The 18,762-nt window shown below is 66.0% G+C and carries 18 protein-coding genes; 11 read left to right on the forward strand and 7 right to left on the reverse strand.

What is annotated here, in order from left to right:
* Positions 1-19: 19 nt before the first annotated feature.
* From QQZ18_RS09920 to QQZ18_RS09935, 4 genes are read left to right on the forward strand one after another with little or no spacing between them, the layout of a single operon-like run.
* Positions 20-1,018, forward strand: a complete 999-nt coding sequence (locus QQZ18_RS09920; protein ID WP_284540591.1) for an ABC transporter permease — start codon at positions 20-22, stop codon at positions 1,016-1,018.
* A complete protein-coding gene (locus QQZ18_RS09925; protein WP_284540592.1) occupies positions 1,018-1,803 on the forward strand; it encodes an ABC transporter ATP-binding protein in 786 nt (261 codons plus the stop codon). The genes QQZ18_RS09920 and QQZ18_RS09925 overlap by 1 nt, the downstream gene beginning before the upstream one ends.
* Positions 1,796-2,101, forward strand: coding sequence for a hypothetical protein (locus QQZ18_RS09930; protein WP_284540595.1), 306 nt, complete (start codon positions 1,796-1,798; stop codon positions 2,099-2,101). The genes QQZ18_RS09925 and QQZ18_RS09930 overlap by 8 nt, the downstream gene beginning before the upstream one ends.
* Positions 2,098-3,408: an O-acetylhomoserine aminocarboxypropyltransferase/cysteine synthase family protein gene (locus QQZ18_RS09935; protein ID WP_284540597.1), complete on the forward strand. Its 1,311-nt coding sequence runs from the start codon at positions 2,098-2,100 to the stop codon at positions 3,406-3,408. Before QQZ18_RS09930 ends, QQZ18_RS09935 begins: the two co-directional genes overlap by 4 nt.
* 72 nt (positions 3,409-3,480) lie before the next feature.
* Here QQZ18_RS09935 and QQZ18_RS09940 read toward each other — a convergent pair whose 3' ends face one another.
* From QQZ18_RS09940 to QQZ18_RS09960, 5 genes are read right to left on the reverse strand one after another with little or no spacing between them, the layout of a single operon-like run.
* Positions 3,481-4,173, reverse strand: coding sequence for a methionine ABC transporter permease (locus QQZ18_RS09940; RefSeq protein WP_284540599.1), 693 nt, complete (start codon positions 4,171-4,173; stop codon positions 3,481-3,483).
* The gene (locus tag QQZ18_RS09945) at positions 4,154-5,251 is read right to left on the reverse strand and encodes a methionine ABC transporter ATP-binding protein (RefSeq protein WP_284540601.1); all 1,098 of its coding nucleotides are present in this window, start codon (positions 5,249-5,251) and stop codon (positions 4,154-4,156) included. The genes QQZ18_RS09940 and QQZ18_RS09945 overlap by 20 nt, the downstream gene beginning before the upstream one ends.
* A gap of 11 nt (positions 5,252-5,262) precedes the next feature.
* Complete coding sequence (locus tag QQZ18_RS09950) at positions 5,263-6,051, reverse strand: MetQ/NlpA family ABC transporter substrate-binding protein (RefSeq protein ID WP_284540604.1); 789 nt, start codon at positions 6,049-6,051, stop codon at positions 5,263-5,265.
* A gap of 34 nt (positions 6,052-6,085) precedes the next feature.
* Positions 6,086-7,519: an FAD-binding oxidoreductase gene (locus QQZ18_RS09955; protein WP_284540606.1), complete on the reverse strand. Its 1,434-nt coding sequence runs from the start codon at positions 7,517-7,519 to the stop codon at positions 6,086-6,088.
* Entirely contained in the window at positions 7,516-8,694 is a 1,179-nt protein-coding gene (locus QQZ18_RS09960; RefSeq protein WP_284540608.1) for an aminotransferase, read from the reverse strand. The genes QQZ18_RS09955 and QQZ18_RS09960 overlap by 4 nt, the downstream gene beginning before the upstream one ends.
* A gap of 336 nt (positions 8,695-9,030) precedes the next feature.
* Between QQZ18_RS09960 and QQZ18_RS09965 the strand changes: the two genes are divergently transcribed.
* Both QQZ18_RS09965 and QQZ18_RS09970 read left to right on the forward strand, forming a co-directional pair.
* The gene (locus tag QQZ18_RS09965) at positions 9,031-9,648 is read left to right on the forward strand and encodes an RBBP9/YdeN family alpha/beta hydrolase (protein ID WP_284540610.1); all 618 of its coding nucleotides are present in this window, start codon (positions 9,031-9,033) and stop codon (positions 9,646-9,648) included.
* A 110-nt stretch (positions 9,649-9,758) separates the two neighbouring features.
* A complete protein-coding gene (locus tag QQZ18_RS09970) occupies positions 9,759-10,814 on the forward strand; it encodes an isopenicillin N synthase family dioxygenase (RefSeq protein WP_284540612.1) in 1,056 nt (351 codons plus the stop codon).
* A 135-nt stretch (positions 10,815-10,949) separates the two neighbouring features.
* Here the strand turns inward: QQZ18_RS09970 and QQZ18_RS09975 are convergent, their stop codons facing one another.
* Positions 10,950-11,387, reverse strand: a complete 438-nt coding sequence (locus tag QQZ18_RS09975) for an RrF2 family transcriptional regulator (RefSeq protein ID WP_284540614.1) — start codon at positions 11,385-11,387, stop codon at positions 10,950-10,952.
* Positions 11,388-11,673: 286 nt separating this feature from the next.
* On the opposite strand from QQZ18_RS09975, the gene QQZ18_RS09980 reads away from it, so the two are divergent.
* The 5 genes from QQZ18_RS09980 (at position 11,674) to QQZ18_RS10000 (ending at position 17,808) form a co-directional block, all read left to right on the forward strand.
* Positions 11,674-12,711: an amino acid ABC transporter substrate-binding protein gene (locus QQZ18_RS09980; RefSeq protein WP_284540617.1), complete on the forward strand. Its 1,038-nt coding sequence runs from the start codon at positions 11,674-11,676 to the stop codon at positions 12,709-12,711.
* Positions 12,712-12,723: 12 nt separating this feature from the next.
* On the forward strand, positions 12,724-13,935 hold the full coding sequence (locus QQZ18_RS09985) for an amino acid ABC transporter permease (protein ID WP_284540619.1): 1,212 nt from the start codon (positions 12,724-12,726) through the stop codon (positions 13,933-13,935).
* A complete protein-coding gene (locus QQZ18_RS09990; protein ID WP_284540621.1) occupies positions 13,932-14,987 on the forward strand; it encodes an amino acid ABC transporter permease in 1,056 nt (351 codons plus the stop codon). Before QQZ18_RS09985 ends, QQZ18_RS09990 begins: the two co-directional genes overlap by 4 nt.
* A gap of 260 nt (positions 14,988-15,247) precedes the next feature.
* Complete coding sequence (locus QQZ18_RS09995; protein ID WP_284540623.1) at positions 15,248-16,633, forward strand: cystathionine beta-synthase; 1,386 nt, start codon at positions 15,248-15,250, stop codon at positions 16,631-16,633.
* Positions 16,630-17,808, forward strand: coding sequence for a trans-sulfuration enzyme family protein (locus QQZ18_RS10000; protein ID WP_284540625.1), 1,179 nt, complete (start codon positions 16,630-16,632; stop codon positions 17,806-17,808). Before QQZ18_RS09995 ends, QQZ18_RS10000 begins: the two co-directional genes overlap by 4 nt.
* Positions 17,809-17,881: 73 nt before the next feature.
* On the opposite strand, the gene nifH is transcribed toward QQZ18_RS10000, so the two are convergent.
* On the reverse strand, positions 17,882-18,751 hold the full coding sequence (gene nifH, locus QQZ18_RS10005; RefSeq protein ID WP_284540627.1) for a nitrogenase iron protein: 870 nt from the start codon (positions 18,749-18,751) through the stop codon (positions 17,882-17,884).
* Between the last annotated feature and the right edge of the window lie 11 nt (positions 18,752-18,762).

Raw genomic sequence — 18,762 nt, forward strand, 5'->3', positions numbered from 1 at the left:
TCTTTCCAGGAGACATGCCGTGAGCGATCTGGCTCAAACCGCCGATGGCCGCGTGACAGCGGCTTCGGCGACGTCCTTTCCCATCTGGTACCAGGGCTTGGTGGCGTCCGTATTCTGGCTGCTCACCGCTGCAGTCACCTGGGGGTTGCCCGACGTCATACCCTGGGGCAGTGCCGGGCTGTTCGCGGCGATCATCGCCATCGGCGGCGTGCTGCTGCTGGCGCTGGCATTGACCCTTCACCGCCTCGGCAGCACCGGCGACCGCATCGCCTTCTGGGGACCTTGGCTTATCGCTCTCGGCGTCTGGTTTCTTCTCTGGGAGTACGCCACCGCCAAGACCGGCTGGCTGCCGAAGCCCTTCTTCTCGCCGCCGCATGGCCTGTTGCAGGTCTATGTCGCCGACTGGTCGCGCCTTCTCGTCTGCATCGGCTATTCGCTGCGCCTCTGGGGCCTCGGCTTCTTTTCCGGCATCAGCCTCGGCTTCGTCATCGGCGTGGCGCTCGGCTGGTCGGCCCGCTTCAACTACTGGGGCATGCCGGTTCTGAAGCTGATCGGCCCGGTGCCGGCGACGGCCTGGATCCCGGCCACCTTCTTCTTCTTTCCCACCACGTTTCACGCCTCGATCTTTCTCGTGGCGCTGTCCTGCGGCATCCCCGTCGCCATCCAGACGGCGGCGGGCGTCTCGCAAGTCAACCGCGCTTACTACGACGTGGCGCGAACGCTCGGCGCCGGCGAGCGCTTTCTGGTGCTGAAGGTCGCCGTTCCCGCCTCCCTCAACCACGTCTTCGTCGGCCTGTTCATGGGCCTCTACTACTCCTTCGCCGTGCTGGTCGTCGCCGAGATGCTGGGCGCCAAATACGGCCTCGGCTGGTACATCGCCTTCCAGAGCGCCTACTCGGCCTATGCCAACGTCTACGCCACCATCGTCATCATGGCGGTCCTCTGCTCGGGCATCGTCAAGCTGCTGTTCGTGGCGCGCAACCGGCTGCTCGTCTGGCAGGAAAGGGGGCTGATCTGATGTCCGCCCTCGCTGCAACCGATGGCGTAACGCGCGCCCTGTCGCTCGACATCCGCTCCGTCTCCCACCATTACGACATCGCCGGCACCCGCTTCGACGTGCTCGACGACATCAGCCTGTCGGTAGCGCCGGGCGAGTTCGTCGCCCTGCTCGGCCCGTCCGGCTGCGGCAAGTCGACATTGCTGCGCCTCGCCGCCGGCCTCGAAGCGCCTCGGCGCGGCACGCTCCTGGAGGATGGAAACCAGATCGGCGCGCCCGATCCGTCACGCCTCCTGGTTTTTCAGGACCCGACGCTGTTTCCATGGCGCACCGTTCGCAAGAACATCGCCACCGGCCTCGAAGCGCGCCGGCTGTTGCCGCAGAAGGCCCATCGCATCGACGAGGCGCTGTCTCTTGTCCGCCTCGAAGAATTCGCAGACGCCTACCCGCGCCAGCTCTCCGGCGGCATGGCCCAGCGCGTGGCGCTGGCCCGGGCGCTGGTCAACGACCCCGGCCTGCTGCTGCTCGACGAGCCCTTCGGCAAACTCGACTCGCTGACACGCCTATCCCTGCAGAACGAACTCCTGAAGCTCTGGCAGACGACCGGCTTCACGGCGCTCCTGGTCACGCACGACGTCGAAGAGGCGTTGCTGCTCGCCAACCGCGTGGTCGTGCTGTCCGACCGGCCGGCCCGCATCCTCGCCGAGTTCAACATCGCGACGGACTACCCGCGCCATCGCGACGACCCGGACTTCGTGCGTCTGCGCCGCGAAATCCTGCATGAACTCGGAGTGCAGAATGTCTAGCCGCCTCCCCGCCGTGCTCACCGGCACCGGCGTGATCGCCGGCCTTGTGACGACCGCCTGGTGGTGGATCGTCTACAGCCGCCAGATCGATGCCGGCAGCCTGCCGATCGCCAACGCCCTGCCCTGCCTCGCCCGAAAGACCGACATTTGCTCGCTGGCCGAGGCGCTGTGCGCGCAAACGCACCTTCTCGACATCACCCGCTATTCGCCGGCCGCCTTCTGGCTGTCGGTCGCCCTCCTCGCCGCCGGTCTCGTCCTCATCGGCCGGCGCTCACCGTCAAAGGAGACGCAAGCATGAATGCCCCGACACAGATCAAGCCACCGCTCGCCAGCGATACGCTGGTGCTGCATGGCGGAACCTTCCGCACCGACCCGGCGACATCGGCCGTCGCCGTGCCGATCTACCAGACGACGTCCATCGCCTTCGAAAGCACGGCCAAGGCCAAGCGAATCTCCGCTTTCGAGGAGATCGCCTACACCTACTCGCGCGTCGCCAATCCGACCGTCGATGCCTTCGAGCAACGCCTTGCCGAGCTCGACGGCGGCGTCGCGGCGCTGGGCGTCGCCTCCGGGCAGGCGGCCACCGCCGTCGCGGTGCTGTCGCTGGTCAAGGCCGGAGACAACATCGTTGCCTCGCGCGGGCTCTACGGCGGCACGGTCAACTTCTTCCGCGAGCGTCTGAAGCAGTTCGGCGTCGAGGCGCGCTTCGTCGACAGCGACGACCCCGAGAACTTCCGCCGGGCGACCGATGATCGCACGCGCCTCTACTTCGGCGAGACACTGCCCAATCCCCGGCTGACCGTGTTCCCGATCCGCGAGGTGGCCGACATCGGCAGGCCGCTCGGCGTCCCGCTCATCATCGACAACACCGCCTCGCCGCTGGCCGCCCGGCCGCTCGATCACGGCGCGGCCATCGTCGTCTATTCGGCGACCAAGTACATCGGCGGTCACGGCACGACCATCGGCGGCGCCATCGTCGACGGCGGCTTCCCCTGGGCCGATTTCCCCGAGCGCCAGCCGCTGATCAACAGCCCCGACCCGGCCTACGACAACCGCTCCTACGTCGATCTCGCCAATGCGCTCGGCGGGCCGATCGCCTTCATCGTCCGCGCCCGCGCCGCCATCGTCCGCGACCTCGGCCCCGCGCTGTCGCCGCAGAACGCCTTCCAGCTGATCCAGGGCCTCGAAACGCTGCCGCTACGCCTCGAACGCCATTTCAGCAATGCCGCCAAGGTGGCCGAGTTCCTGTCGAAGCACCCGAAGGTCGAGCGCACCGTCTATCCGAGCCTTCAGGCCGGCGAGGATCGCCGACGTGCCGACACCTATCTCAAGGGCGGCTATGGCGCACTGGTCGGCTTCGAGCCCATGGGCGGCGAGGATGCGGCGCTTGCCTTCATCGACCGGCTGAAGCTCATCTACCACCTCGCCAACATCGGCGACGCCCGCACGCTGGCCATCCATCCCTATTCGACCACCCACGGTCAGCTGTCGCCGGAGGAGAAGCTGGCCGCCGGCGTGACGCCGTCCTTCGTCCGCCTCTCGATCGGCATCGAGAACCCGGCCGACATCATCGCCGACATCGATCAGGCGCTGGCCGGGCTCTGACCTGCATGAACGCCCCCGGGCAGGCATGACCACCCCGGGGGCATCCGTCCGTCTGGACCAGTGCTTTCAGAGTCACGAGACCCGACGCCGTCGCGCCAGACGATGGTTGACCGCGAAGGCGGCACGATCGCCGGCGAACTGGATCAGTTGAACCAGAACCACCAGGATGACGACGACGATCAGCATCACTTCCGGCATGAAACGCTGGTAGCCGTAGCGGATGCCGAGATCACCGAGGCCGCCGCCGCCCACCGTGCCGGCCATGGTGGAATAGCCGACGAGGCTGACCAGCGTCACCGTGACGCCAGCGACGATGCCCGGCAGCGCCTCGGGAATGATCACCTTGACGATGATCTGGAACGGCGTGGCGCCGATCGCTTCCGCCGCCTCGATCAGGCCGCGATCGACCTCGCGCATTGCCGTTTCGGCCAGGCGGGCGAAGAGCGGCGTGATGGCCACTGTGAGCGGCACGATGGCCGCCGAGGTGCCGACCGACGTGCCAACCAGAAGCCGCGTCAGCGGGATGATCGCCACCATCATGATGATGAAAGGCGTCGACCGGATCAGGTTGACGAAGGTGCCGACCACCTTGTTGAGGAGCGGCCGGGTGAAGATGTGGCCCGGTGTCGTCACCACTAGCAGCACGCCGAGCGGCAGGCCCAGCACCAACGCCAGAACCGCCGATACCGACACCATCACGGCCGTCTGCGTCAGCGATTCCAGGAGCAGATTGGCAAGTGCCGGACTAAGCAAACCGAACAACATGGCCGAGGACCTCCGCAAAGAGACCGAGAGAGACGAGATGGGCGACGATGGCCGGCAGATGCGCCTCGCCATTGGCAAGTGCCAGCGTCAGGACACCGAGCGGCCGGTCGCCGACATAGTCGATGCGGCCGAACAGGATGTTCGGCTCGACCGGGAAGCGGTGGACGAGGTCGGCGATGATCGGCTGGTGGGCATTGTCGCCCGAGAACACGATGCGCAGCACCGGATCGGTGTCCGGTCCCGCTTCGCTTCGCAGCCGGCGCTCGACGGGTGGCGGCAGCTCGTGGGCGACGAGGCCGGACAGGAACGACCGGGCCACCTGCGACTTCGGAAAGGCCAGGACGTCGAAGGTCGCCCCCTCCTCCACCAATCGTCCGCGTTCGAGAACGGCGACGTGGCTGGCGATGTCGCGAACCACCTGCATTTCGTGGGTGATCAGGACGATGGTCAGGCCGAGGCGTCGGTTGATGTCTTTCAGCAGCGAAAGGATCTGCTCGGTAGTCTCGGGATCGAGCGCCGACGTCGCCTCGTCGCAGAGAAGCACCGAAGGATCGGTGGCAAGTGCCCGGGCGATACCGACGCGCTGCTTCTGGCCGCCAGAGAGTTCCGACGGATAGCTTTTCGCCTTGTCGGCAAGGCCGACCAGGTCGAGCAGCGAGGGAATGCGCCTGTCGATCTCGGCGCGCGACAGGCCTATCACCTCCAGCGGCAGCGCGACGTTGCCCGCCACCGTGCGCGACGACAGCAGATTGAAATGCTGGAAGATCATGCCGATATCGCGCCGCGCCGAGCGGAGATCGGCGCCGGACAGCGCGGTGATATCCCGCTCGGCGACGAGCACCCGACCGCTGGTCGGGCGCTCCAGATTGTTGATGCAGCGCACCAACGTCGACTTGCCGGCGCCGGAGCGGCCGATGATGCCGTAGATGTCGCCCTGCCCGATGGTCAGCGAGACGTCCTCCAGCACGGGACCGACGGCAGGGTCGAAGGTCTTGCCGAGCCTTTCGAGGCAGATGGCCGGCGCTTTCGTCACTACGTCGAACGGCGCGAAGTCGGCGGACGGAGGCAAGGCGTTCATCGGCGTGCTCCTTACCAGCTGACGATGATGTTGCCCTCGAACTTCTTGGCGATGAAGTCCTTCACCTCGGGCGAGCGGTAGGCTTCGACCAGCGTCTTGACCCAGGGCTTGTCAGCGTTCTCCGGCTTGACGGCGATCAGGCAGAAGTAATCGGACTGCTGGCTTTCGATCAGCAGCGCGTCGCGGCTCGGCAGCAGGCCGGCGCTGATGGCGAAATGCGAGGTGATGACCGAGAAATCGACGTCCTCCAGCGAGCGCGGCAACTGCGCCGTCTCAAGGGGAAGGATCTTCACATGCTTGGGATTGTCGACGATGTCGAGCTCGGTCGCCTTGAAGGTGACGCCCGGCGTCAGCTTGATGATGCCGCCCTGCTCCAGAAGCTTCAGGGCACGCCCGCCGTTGGAGGGATCGTTGGGAATGGTGATCTCGGCGCCGTCCGGCAGATCGGCAGCCGACTTCACCTTGTGCGAATAGGCCGCCATCGGCAGCAGCACGGTCTTGGCAACAGAGACGAGATGCAGGCCGCGGTCGGCGTTCTGCTGGTCGAGATAAGGCGTGTGCTGGAAGGCGTTGGCATCAAGGTCGCCATCCTCGGTGGCCGGGTCGATGAGCGCGCCGTCGGAGAACTCGACGATCTGAACGTCGAGTCCCTTGGCAGCGGCCACCGGCTTCAACGCCTCGGCGATCTCCGCATGCGGACCGGCGGTGACGCCGAGCTTGATGGTTTCGGCCGAGGCTCCGTTCGCGAGAGCCAATAGGAGGCCGATGGCAGAGGCGGCGAGCAGTTTTCTGGCGGTCATGATCGTGGTGTCTCCGAAAGATCGTGGCGGGAGGTCATGGGAAAAACGTCGGCAAGCCGGCGGCCGCCGCGATGTCGTCCGGCAGCACCTTGCCGGGGTTGAGGATGTTGTCGGGATCGAGGGCTTTCTTCAGCAGCGCCATCACGGCGACAGCGTCGCGGCCGTGTTCGGCTTCGAGATAAGCGCGCTTGCCAAGGCCGACGCCATGCTCGCCGGTCGACGTGCCGCCGGCGGCAATGGCGCGCTCGACGATGCGGGCGTTGAGGCGAGAAACCTCGGCCACCTCGGCGGAATCGTCCGGCTTGAGCTTGAACACGCAATGGAAGTTGCCATCACCGACGTGGCCGACGATGTAGGCGGGCACGCTGGACGTGGCGATGTCCGCCTCGGTTTCGAGAATGACCTCGGCGAGGCGCGACACCGGCACGCAGACGTCGGACGGCCAGGAGGTCGAACCCGGTCGTTCGCTGCCGGCCCAGCCGAGCCCGAGACGACGGGTTTCCCAAAGGGCGCGGGCCTCATCGAGCGTCTTCATCCAGGCGATGGCGCCGCCATCATGTTCGGCGACGATCTCGGCCACCGCGCCGGCAACGGCGTCGATCTCCTCGACGCTGCCATGGAACTCGAAATAGAGCGTCGGTCTTTCCGGCAGGCGGATGGTGGAATGGCGGCCGATGACGCCGACGAGGCGCGCGTCGAGCAGTTCGACGCGGCCGATCTGCAAGCCCATCCGCTTGATGTCGACCACCGTCCGAACGGCGCCGTCCAGCGTGGCGAAGCCGGCAACGGCCGACACCGAGTCCGGCACCGGGTGCAGGCGCAGCGTCACTTCGGTGACGATGCCGAGCGTCCCTTCCGAGCCGACGAGAAGGCGTGTCAGGTCGTAACCGGCCGACGACTTGCGGGCCAGCGAACCCGTGCGGATGACGCGGCCGTCGGCGAGCACCGCTGTCAGGCCGAGGACGTTCTCGCGCATGACGCCGAAGCGAACGGCATTGGTGCCGGAAGCGCCCGTGCCGACCATGCCGCCGATCGACGCGTCGGCGCCGGGATCGACCGGAAAGAACAAGCCGGTGTCGCGCAGGAAGGCATTGAGGGTTTGTCGACGGACGCCAGCCTCGACGCGGGCGATCATGTCGGCCTCGCGAACTTCCAGGATGCGATTGAGGCGGATGGTGTCGAGGCAGATACCGCCGTGGACCGGGATCGCCGCGCCTTCGAGGCCCGAACCGGCGCCGAAGGGCACGAGCGGCACCTTGTGGCGGCTGGCGATGCGAAGGATTTCGACCACCTCCTCGGTGGTCTCCGGCTCGACGACGACATCCGGCAGGCTGACCGGATGATGACTTTCGTCACCGCCGTGATGGCGGCGGACCGCCTCGGAATCGCGGGCTCGCGCACCGAAGCGCGCCGTGAGCTCGGCGACGGCGCCCGACACGTCGGGCTTCAGGCGGAAGGGGCTGTTCATTCGGCGGCAGCCCGAACGCCGGCGCCAGCGCGCCAGGATGCAAGGCGGCGGACCGCTTCCTCGATCGTCTCGCGGCGCTTGGCAAAGCAGAAGCGAATATGAGATCGGACATCCCGGTTGCCATAGAAGGAAGAGATCGGCACCGCCGCGACGCCCGCTTCGCGGGTGATGCGCTGGCAGAAGGCGAAATCGTCGCCCTCCGGGTCGAGGTCGCCAAGCTCGGCCAGGGCGAAGTAGGTCGCTTCGACGTCGGCCACCTTGAAGCCCGCCGCCCTGAGGCCGCCGACCAGAAGATCGCGCCGTTCGGTCAGCGTCGCGCGCAAGCCGTCGAAATAGGCGTCCGGCTGGTTGAGGCCGAAGGCCACCGCCGCCTGCAGGGCCGGCGGCGTCGTGAAGGTGATGAACTGATGCGCCCGCGAGATCGGCGCCAACAGGCGGCGATCGGCCGTGACATAGCCGACCTTCCAGCCGGTAACCGAGAAGGTCTTGCCGGCCGAGCCGATGCGCACCACCCGGTCCCGAACCTCCGGCAGGGCGAACAGCGTCCGATGATGGCGACCGTCGAAGACCAGATGCTCGTAGACCTCGTCGGAGATCGCGATGAGATCGTGCTTCAGGAGCAGATCGGCGAGAAAGCGCAGTTCCTCGTCGCCGATGATGCGGCCGGTCGGGTTCCAGGGCGTATTGACGACGATCGCCCGCGTGCGCGGCGTGATCGCCCTTTCGATCCGGTCGGTCGGCAACTCCCAGCGGGGCGGTTCGAGACGCACCGGGACCGGGACGCCTCCGGCGCGGCGGATGATGGTGGCGTAGCTGTCGTAGACCGGCTCGAGCAGGATCACCTCGTCGCCGGGCTCGATGAGGCCGAAAAAGGCATCGCTCAGCGCTTCTGTCGCTCCGGAAGTGACGAGCACCTCCTGCTCCCAGTCGACCTCGATGTCGAGAAAGCGTCTGGTGTTGGCGGCCACCGCCTGACGCAGAGCCGGCAGACCCAACATGGGCGGATATTGATGCGGCCCGGCGCGCAGCGCTTCGATCGCCGCTTCGATGACGGCCTCAGGCTCCAGCCCTTCCGGAAAGCCCTGCCCTAGATTGATGGCATTGGTTTCCACCGCAAGGCGCGACATGGCCTCGAAGATGGAGGTGCCGATCGCGCTGAAAATCGAGCTGACCATGTCGCCGTCCCCCGTTGTCCGACGTGGCCGCCGGTCCAGGGAAACGATGATAAGAATACTGATCTAATAGCCTAAGTATATTATTCGAAATGTCGCCCTGGGTCGGAAACGTTGTTCCCCGGGAACCGCAATCGGCCGACGCGTTCGTTTCCGGACCGGATGGACGAGGTCTAGCCTTGATCCTCACCAGGGCGGAACGCTGCAACAGCGATCCGCCATCCGGGCTGAAAACGCAAAATACGACCACTACAAGTGGCGCCGCTGCTCCTACCCTCTTGCGACATGCGGGCGATGCCATCCGGCGTCCGCCCCCTTTCAGGCAAGGGGAGACATGCGATGACAACGCTCATTCTTCCGGGCTGGCAAGGCTCCGGACCCGAACATTGGCAGGCGCACTGGCTGAACCTGATGGACAGGACCGTGCTGGTCCGCCAGCGCGATTGGGACAGGCCCGACCTCGACGACTGGCTCGATGCAGCCATCGCCGCCATCGAACGCCATCCCAATCCCATTCTGGTCGGGCATAGTCTCGGTGCCGTCCTGATCGCCCATCTCGCCAACCGTCGCCCGGAGCTTCCCATCGCCGGTGCGTTGCTGGTGGCGCCGGCGGATGTCGACGCGCAGGCTGCCAAGGTGCCGGCTCTCGCCTCCTTTGCCCCGATACCCACCGCTCCCCTTGGCTTTCCTGCCATCGTGGTCGGCAGCCGCAACGATCCTTGGATGCCGGCTGCCCGCGCCCGCATTCTCGCCCGCATGTGGGAAGCCGAGTATGTCGACGCCGGCCACGTGGGGCACATCAACGCGGCCGCCGATCTCGGCACCTGGCCAGAGGGCCAGAAACTGCTCGCCCGCCTGACCGCAGTGGCTCGCGGCCGGTCGCTGGCCCTCGGAAGCGGCTTCTGCGGCAGCGCGTCGCGCAAGCGAATTTTCCCGGTGGCCGCGATCGCGAACTGAAAATGCAAGGTGGAGGCGATCTAAAGAATACTAAATCTGTCGTCTATAAGAAGGCCATGCTCGAATGAGGAAAGACGCCGGCGTGGCGCCAATTCCCGAGGAGCTTGTCCATGACCTACCAGCCGACCTCCGTCACCTTGCCCTTCGTCGACATTTCCCGCTTCCGGGGACCGGCCGAGGAGCGGGGCCGCTTCATCGACGAAATCCGGCGCATTCTCTACGATCATGGCTTCTTCTATCTGACCGGCCACGGCGTGCCGCAAGCGCTGATCGACGACGTGCTCGCCCAGTCGCGCCGGTTCTTCGCCCTGCCCATCGAGGAGAAGCTGAAGGTCGAAATGGCCAACTCGCCGCATTTCCGAGGCTACAACCGACCCGGCTGGGAGCTGACGCGCGGCGAGAAGGACTGGCGCGAGCAGATCGACATCGCCACCGAGGCGGAACGGCTGCCGGAAGATCCGGACAAGCCATGGAACCGGTTGACGGGCCCCAACCAGTGGCCGGAAGGGCTGCCTGACTTCAAGCCGCTCATCCTGCGCTATCAGGCGGAAGTGACGCGCGTCGGCCTCGAGGTTCTGAAAGCCATTTCGGTCGCACTCGGCCAGGACGAGGAAGTCTTCTCCGACATCTACACGCCGCTGCCGACGCAGTTGCTGAAGCTGATCCGCTACCCGGGTCGTGACGTCGCCGAGAGCTCGCAAGGCGTCGGCGCCCACAAGGATGGCGGCTTCGTCACCGTGCTGTTGCAGGACAAGGTCGCGGGCCTGCGCGTCCGTACCGAGGAGGGCGTGTGGATCGAGGCGCCGCCGGTGCCGGGTACCTTCATCATCAACACGGGCGAAGTGCTGGAATTGGCGACGCAGGGCTATGTTCGCGCCGACGTCCATGACGTGGTGGCGCCGCCAGCCGGCAGCGAGCGCCTGTCGGTCGCCTTCTTCCTCGGCGCGCACGTCGATTCCGTGGTGCCGGTGATCGAGCTACCCGAGGAGATCAAGGACAAGCGGCGCGGCGTGACGGTCGATGCGCTCAACCCGATCTTCCAGCAAGTGGGTCGCAACGCGCTGAAGAGTCGCCTTCGGTCGCACCCCGACGTTGCCAGGCGGCACCACGCAGACCTGCTGACGGAGGCGGAACGGACCGCGACCGGCCCTGGGTCGGCCTACTGATACGCGTTCCGCTTGATCCGGACTCATCCGGCTCAAGCGGGTTTCGGCCTGACTGGCCGGCGCCCGGTCGGGCGCTTCCGCTTCCGTCAGGTTCCGCCCGAAAGGTCGAAACCCGACGGAAACGGTATGACGTCTTCAGCTGGCGAGTGCTGCGGCGCTGGACTTCTCCAGCATGTCGGCGAGGGTCGTACGGTCGAGAACCTCGGCGATGGCGTCCCTCACCTCGGTCATGACGATGCGGACCGAGCAGGTCGAAAGATCGCCGCAGTCGTCGCAAGGCTGGAAAGCGGTACGGCTGGCGCAGGCAATCGGCGCCAGCGGTCCGTCCAGTGCCCGCACCACCGGCCCGACCACGATCTCGGATGCCGGACGGCTCAACGCGAACCCGCCGCCCGGTCCCTTCCAGGACCGAACGAAGCCAGCGTTCTTCAAATCCCGCATGATGGCGTCGAGGAATTTCTTGGAAATGTTCTCGCGCGCGGCGATTTCCGCAACCTGGACCGCCTTGCCCGGCTCCGATCGGGCAAGGTGGACCAGTGCCTTGAGCCCGTATTTGCCCTTCTTGGTCAGCATCGATCGCCTCCGGACGTACCCGGCCGAGATAGCCGGGCATGCGAATGGCGTCAATTGCAGAGCATTGCTCCGGCGCCCCCGGAGCGCGGAAAATGGCGTTTCTCACGACCATCGGGCGAACGTGGAACGAAATTCGCCATTATGCTATAAATTTGATAGTTTATATTTTGGCACTATCGGCAAGACCTGCTCAATTCGGCATCAGAGCCCGCCCTGATCGGGAGGTTCTCTCCTCTCCCGATCTCAAGCCTTTCGGCGGGCTCGTCCTTTTTCGATAGGTGATCTCATGTCATTTCATTTCGGGCTCAGCCAGAGCCTGCGCGCGGCAGCCGTGGCCATCGCCGTCAGCGGCGCTTTCCTGACGACGGCCAAGGCCGGCCCCACCCTCGATGCCATTCAGCAGCGCGGACTGATCAAGGTCGGCGTCGGTACGTCACCGGGTTTCTTCGCTCCCGACTCCAACGGCAAATGGCAGGGGTTCTTCGTCGATTTCGGACGGGCGCTGGCCGTCACCGTGTTCAACGATCCCAACAAGGTCGACTTCACCTCGTCCTCGCCGCAGCAGCGCCTGCCGGCGCTTCAGGCCGGCGAGTTCGACATCCTGCTGTCCGGCGTGACGCAGACCATCACCCGCGCCTTCAAGCTTGGCTTCCACTTCGGGCCGGTGCTGTTCTATGACGGCCAGGGCATCCTGGTGAACAAGTCGCTGGGTGTCGAGAAGGCCGCCGATCTCGACGGCGCCACCATCGGCGTGCAATCCGGCACCACCGGCGAACTGAACATCGCCGACTTCTTCCGCAAGACGGGCAAGAAATACACCCCCGTGGTGATCGAGGACTCCAAGGAGTTCGTCGCCGCCCTCGAGTCCGGTCGTGTCGATGCCCTGACGCAGGACAGCTCGGACCTTGCCATCCGCCGCAGCCAGCTCGCCAAGCCCGACGATTACGTAGTGCTGCCCGAGCGCCTGTCGAAGGAGCCGCTGGTTCCCGCCGTCCGCGCCGGCGACGACCGCTGGCTGGAGATCGTCAACTGGACGGTCTACGCCACCATCCAGGCCGAGGAGTTCGGCATCACCCAGGCCAACGTCGACGAGTTCCTGAAGAGCGAGGATCCGGCGATCAAGCGCTTCCTCGGCGTCGACACCTCGCTCGGCGAAGCCATCGGTCTCGATCCGAAGTTCGCCTACAACATCATCAAGGCGGTGGGCAATTACGGCGAGATCTTCGACCGCAACATCGGCCCGAAGACGCCGGTCGGCTTCGAGCGCGGCTATAACCAGCTCTGGACCAAGGGTGGCCTTCTCTACTCGCCGCCGTTCCGCTGAGAGGCGAGAGCCATGGTCGACGGCGTCATCAACGCCTCGGTCGAAACCGGAGAACCGGGCCGCACGCGGCCCGGAATTCCGGCGTTCGTCCGTATGTGGCTGGGGGGCTGGCCACTTGCCCAGATCGCCCTCTACCTCGGCACGCTGCTGCTCTTCCTGTGGCTCGGCCGAAATCTTCTCGCCAACATGGCCCGGCTCGGCCTCACGCCCGGGTTCGAGTTCCTGGAACACACCGCCAACTATGAGATCGGCGAGAGCTTCATCGCCTATGCCGCCGGCGACAGCTACGCCCGCGCGGCGCTGGTCGGTCTTCTCAACACCATGGCCGTCTCGGCGCTCGGATGCCTTGTCGCGACGGTACTCGGCGTCGGCGTCGGCATCGCCCGCCTGTCGCCCAACCCGCTGGTTTCCCGCCTCGTGCAGGCCTATGTCGAGCTGTTGCGCAACACGCCCCTGCTGCTGCAGCTCTTCGCCTGGAACACGGTGATCCATCTCCTGCCCGTACCCAAACAGGCGCTGTCGCCCGTTCCGGGCATTCTTCTCACCAATCGCGGCCTGTTCCTGCCGGCGATCGATGCGGGCGGGCGCGGATTGCTCGTGCTGGCCGCGATGGCCGCCATGCTGATCGCGACCCGGCTGGTTCTGCGCCGTCGCCGCCGGTTCGCCGGTCCGGCGCCAAGCCGCGTTGTCCTCTCGGCCTACGCGGTCGCCCTGTTGCTGCCCGTCGCCATCGCGACCGGCCTCGGCATTTCCTTCGCGCCCGACATACCGACGCTCAAGGGCTTCAACATTCGCGGTGGCGTCTCCATGACGCCGGAGTTCGCGGCACTGATGCTGGGGCTCGCCGTCAACGCCTCCGCCTCGATCGCCGAAACGGTGCGCGCCGGCATCCTCGCCGTTCCCACCGGCCAATGGGAAGCTGCCCGGTCCCTGGGCCTACGCCCCCTTGCGGTGATGCGCCTCGTCATCCTGCCGCAGGCGCTCCGCATCATCATTCCCGTGATGACGTCGAGCTACTTGAGCCTCACCAAGAATTCGTCGCTTGCCGTTGCCATCGGCTTTCCGGACCTCGTCAGCATTCTCAATACAACGGCCAACGTCACCGGACAGGCGTTGGAGGTGATTGCGCTGATGCTCGGCGCCTACCTGACGCTCAGCCTTACGACCTCCGCGATCATGAACGCCTACAACCGAAGCCATGTCCTGAGGAGCGAGCGGCGATGAGTGCGCTGCGTCCGCCATCCCTCCTCGACAGGTCGCCATTCCTGAAAGCGACCGTCGGCAGTCGTGGCAACCTGGCCCTGTCGGTCGCCGTCGTGATCGTCGCGGCATTGCTGGTGCCGCCGCTGGTCCGCTGGTTGCTGATCGACGCCACCTTCCTCGGTACGGCCGAGACCTGCAAGGCGGCCAGCGGCGCCTGCTGGGCCTTTGTCGGCGAAAAGCTGAAGTTCATCGTCCTGGGCTTTTATCCGCAGGACGAGGCTTCGCGCGCCTATGCGGCCAGTGCGCTTCTGATTGGGCTTCTGGCACTGTCAGCCGTACCGCGCTTCTGGGGCCGCTGGCTGGTGGGCGGCTGGGTCGCAGGAGTTGGCGGCGCCATCTGGCTGCTGGGCGGCGGCGGGCCGCTGTCGCCCATACCGACCGAAAAGTGGGGCGGCCTGCCGGTGACGCTGCTTCTGTCGCTCGGCAGCTTCATCCTCGCCTTTCCGCTCGCCATCGTGCTGGCGCTTGCCCGCCGCTCGAAGCTCGGCGGCATCCGCCTCTATGCGGTCGTGCTGATCGAGACTGTGCGCGGCGTGCCGTTCATCGCCATTCTCTACACGGCAACGCTGCTGTTCCCGTTGATGCTGCCGGCCGGCGCCGCCATCGACAAGTTCGCGCGCGCCGCGGTGGCGCTATCGATCTTCGTGTCGGCCTATCTCGCCGAAATCATCCGCGCCGGCCTTCAGGCGGTACCGCGCGGACAGTCGGAGGCCGCCGCGTCGCTCGGTCTCACGCATTGGCAAACGCTGCGTCTGGTGGTGTTGCCGCAAGCGCTGAAACAGGTGATCGCCCCGATCGTCAACCTGGCGATCGGCATCTTCCAGGATACGACGCTGGTGGCGATCATCGGCATGTTCGACCTGCTCAACGCGGCGCGCGCGGCCGCGACCGATCCGATGTGGATCGGCTTTTATGCCGAAGCCTATGTGTTCGCCGCGGCCGTCTACTTCGTCTTCTGCTTTACCGCCGCTCGCTACAGCCTCTGGCTGGAGCGGCATCTCAGCGTGCCATGAGCGTTCAAGACAAACCGCATGCGCTCAAACCCGGTTGACGCGGCATATCGTTCCAGTATTTCGCAGCAAAATGGAAATACAAAGCTGATGACCTGTCGACATAACGGCTAACCTTCGCTGAAATCCTGGCTGTATCCGGCATCGTCCGGACCAATAGCAAGCGCGATGTCGTGCGACACCGAAGCCAGATGCAACCTTCTTCTTTCGGTCTGTTCGCCAATACGGTGAGCAACCGACCGTTTTCTCTTGGGAGACACTCCATGTCCGCTCTCCGGAAACCCGCCCATTCGGCGCTCGACCTGATCGGCGCCACGCCGGTCGTCGAACTCACTCGCTTCGATACCGGCCCCTGCCGCCTGTTCGTCAAGCTCGAAAGCGCCAATCCCGGTGGGTCGATCAAGGATCGCGTCGCCCTTTCGATGATCTCCGCCGCCGAGGCCGACGGCCGCCTGAAGCCCGGTGGAACCATCATCGAGGCGACCGCCGGCAACACCGGCCTCGGCCTTGCCCAGGTCGGCCTGCCCAAGGGCTACAAGGTGATCCTCATCGTGCCCGACAAGATGTCGCGCGAGAAGATCGCCCACCTGCGCGCGCTCGGCACCGACGTACGCATCACCCGCTCCGACGTCGGCAAGGGCCACCCCGCCTATTACCAGGACATGGCCGAGCGTCTCGCCTCCGAACTTGGCGCCTTCTACGTCAACCAGTTCGCCAACCCGGCCAACCCTGCCGCCCACGAGACGACGACCGCGCCGGAGATCCATGCGCAGCTTGACGGCGACGTCGACGCCATCGTGGTCGGCGTCGGCTCCGGCGGCACACTTTCGGGCATCGGTCGCTACTTCAAGCGGGTATCGCCGAAAACCGAGATGGTGCTCGCCGACCCCTCCGGCTCCGTTCTGGCGCCGCTCGTCAACACGGGCGAACTGATCGAAGCCGGCTCCTGGGCCGTCGAAGGCATCGGCGAGGACTTCGTGCCGCCCAACTGCGACCTGTCGCTGGTGTCGTCGGCCTATACCGTCACCGACGCCGAAAGCTTCGCCACCGCCCGCGAACTGCTCTCCAAGGAGGGCATCCTGGCCGGATCCTCGTCCGGCACGCTGCTGGCGGCGGCGCTCAAGTATTGCCGCGCCCAGACGACGCCCAAGCGCGTGGTCACTCTCGTTTGCGACACCGGCGCCAAGTACCTCTCCAAGGTCTACGACGACAGCTGGCTCGCCGAGCAGGGGCTGGCCGACCGGCCGGTCCGCGGCAACCTCTCCGATCTGGTCATCCGCCGCCAGCAGGATGGTTCCACCGTGACCGTCGCTCCCGACGACACGCTGGCGACCGCCTACAAGCGGATGCGGCAGGCTGACGTGTCGCAGTTGCCCGTGGTTGCGGGCGGGCGGCTCGTCGGCATCATCGACGAGAGCGACCTCTATGCCGCCTTGGGGCGCGGAGCGGTGGCCGGGCAGGCCCGCTTCGGAGAGGCCGTCGGCAACCACATGATCACCGATCTGCACACGCTGCAGTCCATCGATCCCGTCAGCGCCGCCCTCCCCCTGTTCGAGCGCGGCGAAGTCGCCCTGGTGCTCGACGGCAGCGATTTTCTCGGCGTGGTCACCCGCGTCGATCTCATCAATCACCTGAGGCTTCACTCGTGACCTACCAGCCCCCGCGCATCAATCATCGGCTCGCCTTCTCGACCCGCACCATCCACGGCGGCCAGAGCCATGATCCGACCACCGGCGCCGTGATGGTGCCGATCTACGCCACCTCCACGTTCGCCCAATCGAGCCCCGGCGTGCACAAGGGCTGGGAATACGGCCGCACCCACAACCCGACGCGTCAGGCCTTCGAGCGGGCGATCGCCGACCTCGAAAGCGGCACCGCCGGCTTCGCCTTCGCCTCGGGCCTTGCCGCCATCGCCAACATCCTGGAAACCCTCGACCATGGCGCCCATATCGTCGCCTCCGACGATCTCTATGGCGGCACCTTCCGGCTGATCGACAAGGTGCGTCGCCGCTCGGCCGGTCTCGACGTCTCCTTTGCCGACTTCCGCGATCCGGCTGCCATCGAGGCGGCGATCCGGCCAGGGACGAAGCTGATCTGGGTGGAGACGCCAACCAACCCGATGCTGAAGATCGTCGATCTCCAGGCGATCGCCGCCATCGGCCGCAAGCGCGGCATCGTCACCGTCGCCGACAACACCTTCGCCAGCCCCGCCATCCAGCGCCCCCTGGAGCTCGGCATCGACCTCGTCGTCCACTCGACGACAAAATATCTCAACGGTCATTCCGACATGATCGGCGGCGCGGTTGTGGTGGGCGATAACGCCGAGCTGCGCGAGCGCCTCACCTTCCTGCAGAATGCCGTTGGCGCGGTCTCCGGGCCGTTCGACAGCTTCCTCGCGCTGCGCGGCCTGAAGACGCTGGCGCTCAGGATCGAGCGCCACTCGTCCAACGCGCTTGCCATTGCCCGCTATCTCGAGGGACGGAGGGGTGTGCGACGGGTGATCTATCCCGGCCTCGAAAGCCATCCGCAACATGCTCTCGCCAAATCGCAGATGTCGGCCTTCGGCGGCATCGTCAGCGTCGAGCTCGACCGTGATCTTGAGGGCACCAAGCGCTTCCTTGAGAACACCAGGCTGTTCACGCTGGCCGAAAGCCTCGGTGGCGTCGAAAGCCTGATCGAGCATCCGGCCATCATGACGCATGCCTCTATCCCTGCCGAACAGCGCGCCAAGCTCGGCATCTCCGATGGCTTCGTTCGCCTGTCGGCCGGCATCGAGGACAGCGGCGACCTGATCGACGACCTCAGGGCCGCCCTCGACGCCTGAGCGGCCGACATCGAATGCGAAGAGGCCGGGGGGATGACCTCCGGCCTCTTGCTTTGCGCGGTATCGCTGAAGATCAAGCCACGGCGCGTGCCCGCTCGGCCCGTTCCATCTGGACGATGTGCTCGGCCCAGCGCGCCGACCAGTCGCGCAGTTCCGACTGGCTGAGCGGCGTCGGCACCTTCGACTGTTCGTGGCCGGCGATGTGGCGAGCGAGCGCACGGTAGACGTCGGCCTGCTCGGAGTGCGGCGCGGCCTCGATGGTCGTCTTGCCCGACAGCTCGGCCTGGGTGACGGTCAGCGAGCGCGGCACGAACTGGACGATCGGCGTCGAGGTCTTGGCCGAAAAGTCCTCGATGATCTCGCGCTGGAAGTCGGTGTTGATCGAGTTGGCGATGATGCCGCCCAACAGCGCGCCGCCGCTCGACGAGAATTTCTCGATGCCGCGGAACAGGTTGTTGGCGGCGTAGATGGCCATGAAATCGGCAGAGGACACGGTGAACACGTGTTCGGCAATGCCCTCGCGCACCGGTACGGCAAAGCCGCCGCACACCACGTCGCCCAGCACGTCGTAGATGACGAAGTCGAGGTCAAGATCCTCGAACACCCGCTGCTGCTTCAGGAGCTCGACGGCGGTGATGATGCCGCGGCCGGCGCAGCCGACACCCGGCGCCGGACCGCCCGCCTCGACGCAGTAGATGCCGGCAAAGCCCTTGAACACCGCCTCGCGGGCATCGACCCGGCGCTTCTCGGCCAAGAGGTCGAGCACAGAAGGGATGTATTCGCCGCCACGCAGCGTCGTCGTGGAATCGGCCTTCGGATCGCAGCCGAACTGCATCACCTTGTAGCCGGCCTCGGCAAGCGCGGCGGAGATGTTGGAGGTGGTGGTCGACTTGCCGATGCCGCCCTTGCCGTAGATGGCGATCTGCTTGGGTTTGCGGGACATGAAATACTCCT

The sequence above is a fragment of the Pleomorphomonas sp. T1.2MG-36 genome (genome assembly GCF_950100655.1).
Lineage (GTDB): Bacteria > Pseudomonadota > Alphaproteobacteria > Rhizobiales > Pleomorphomonadaceae > Pleomorphomonas.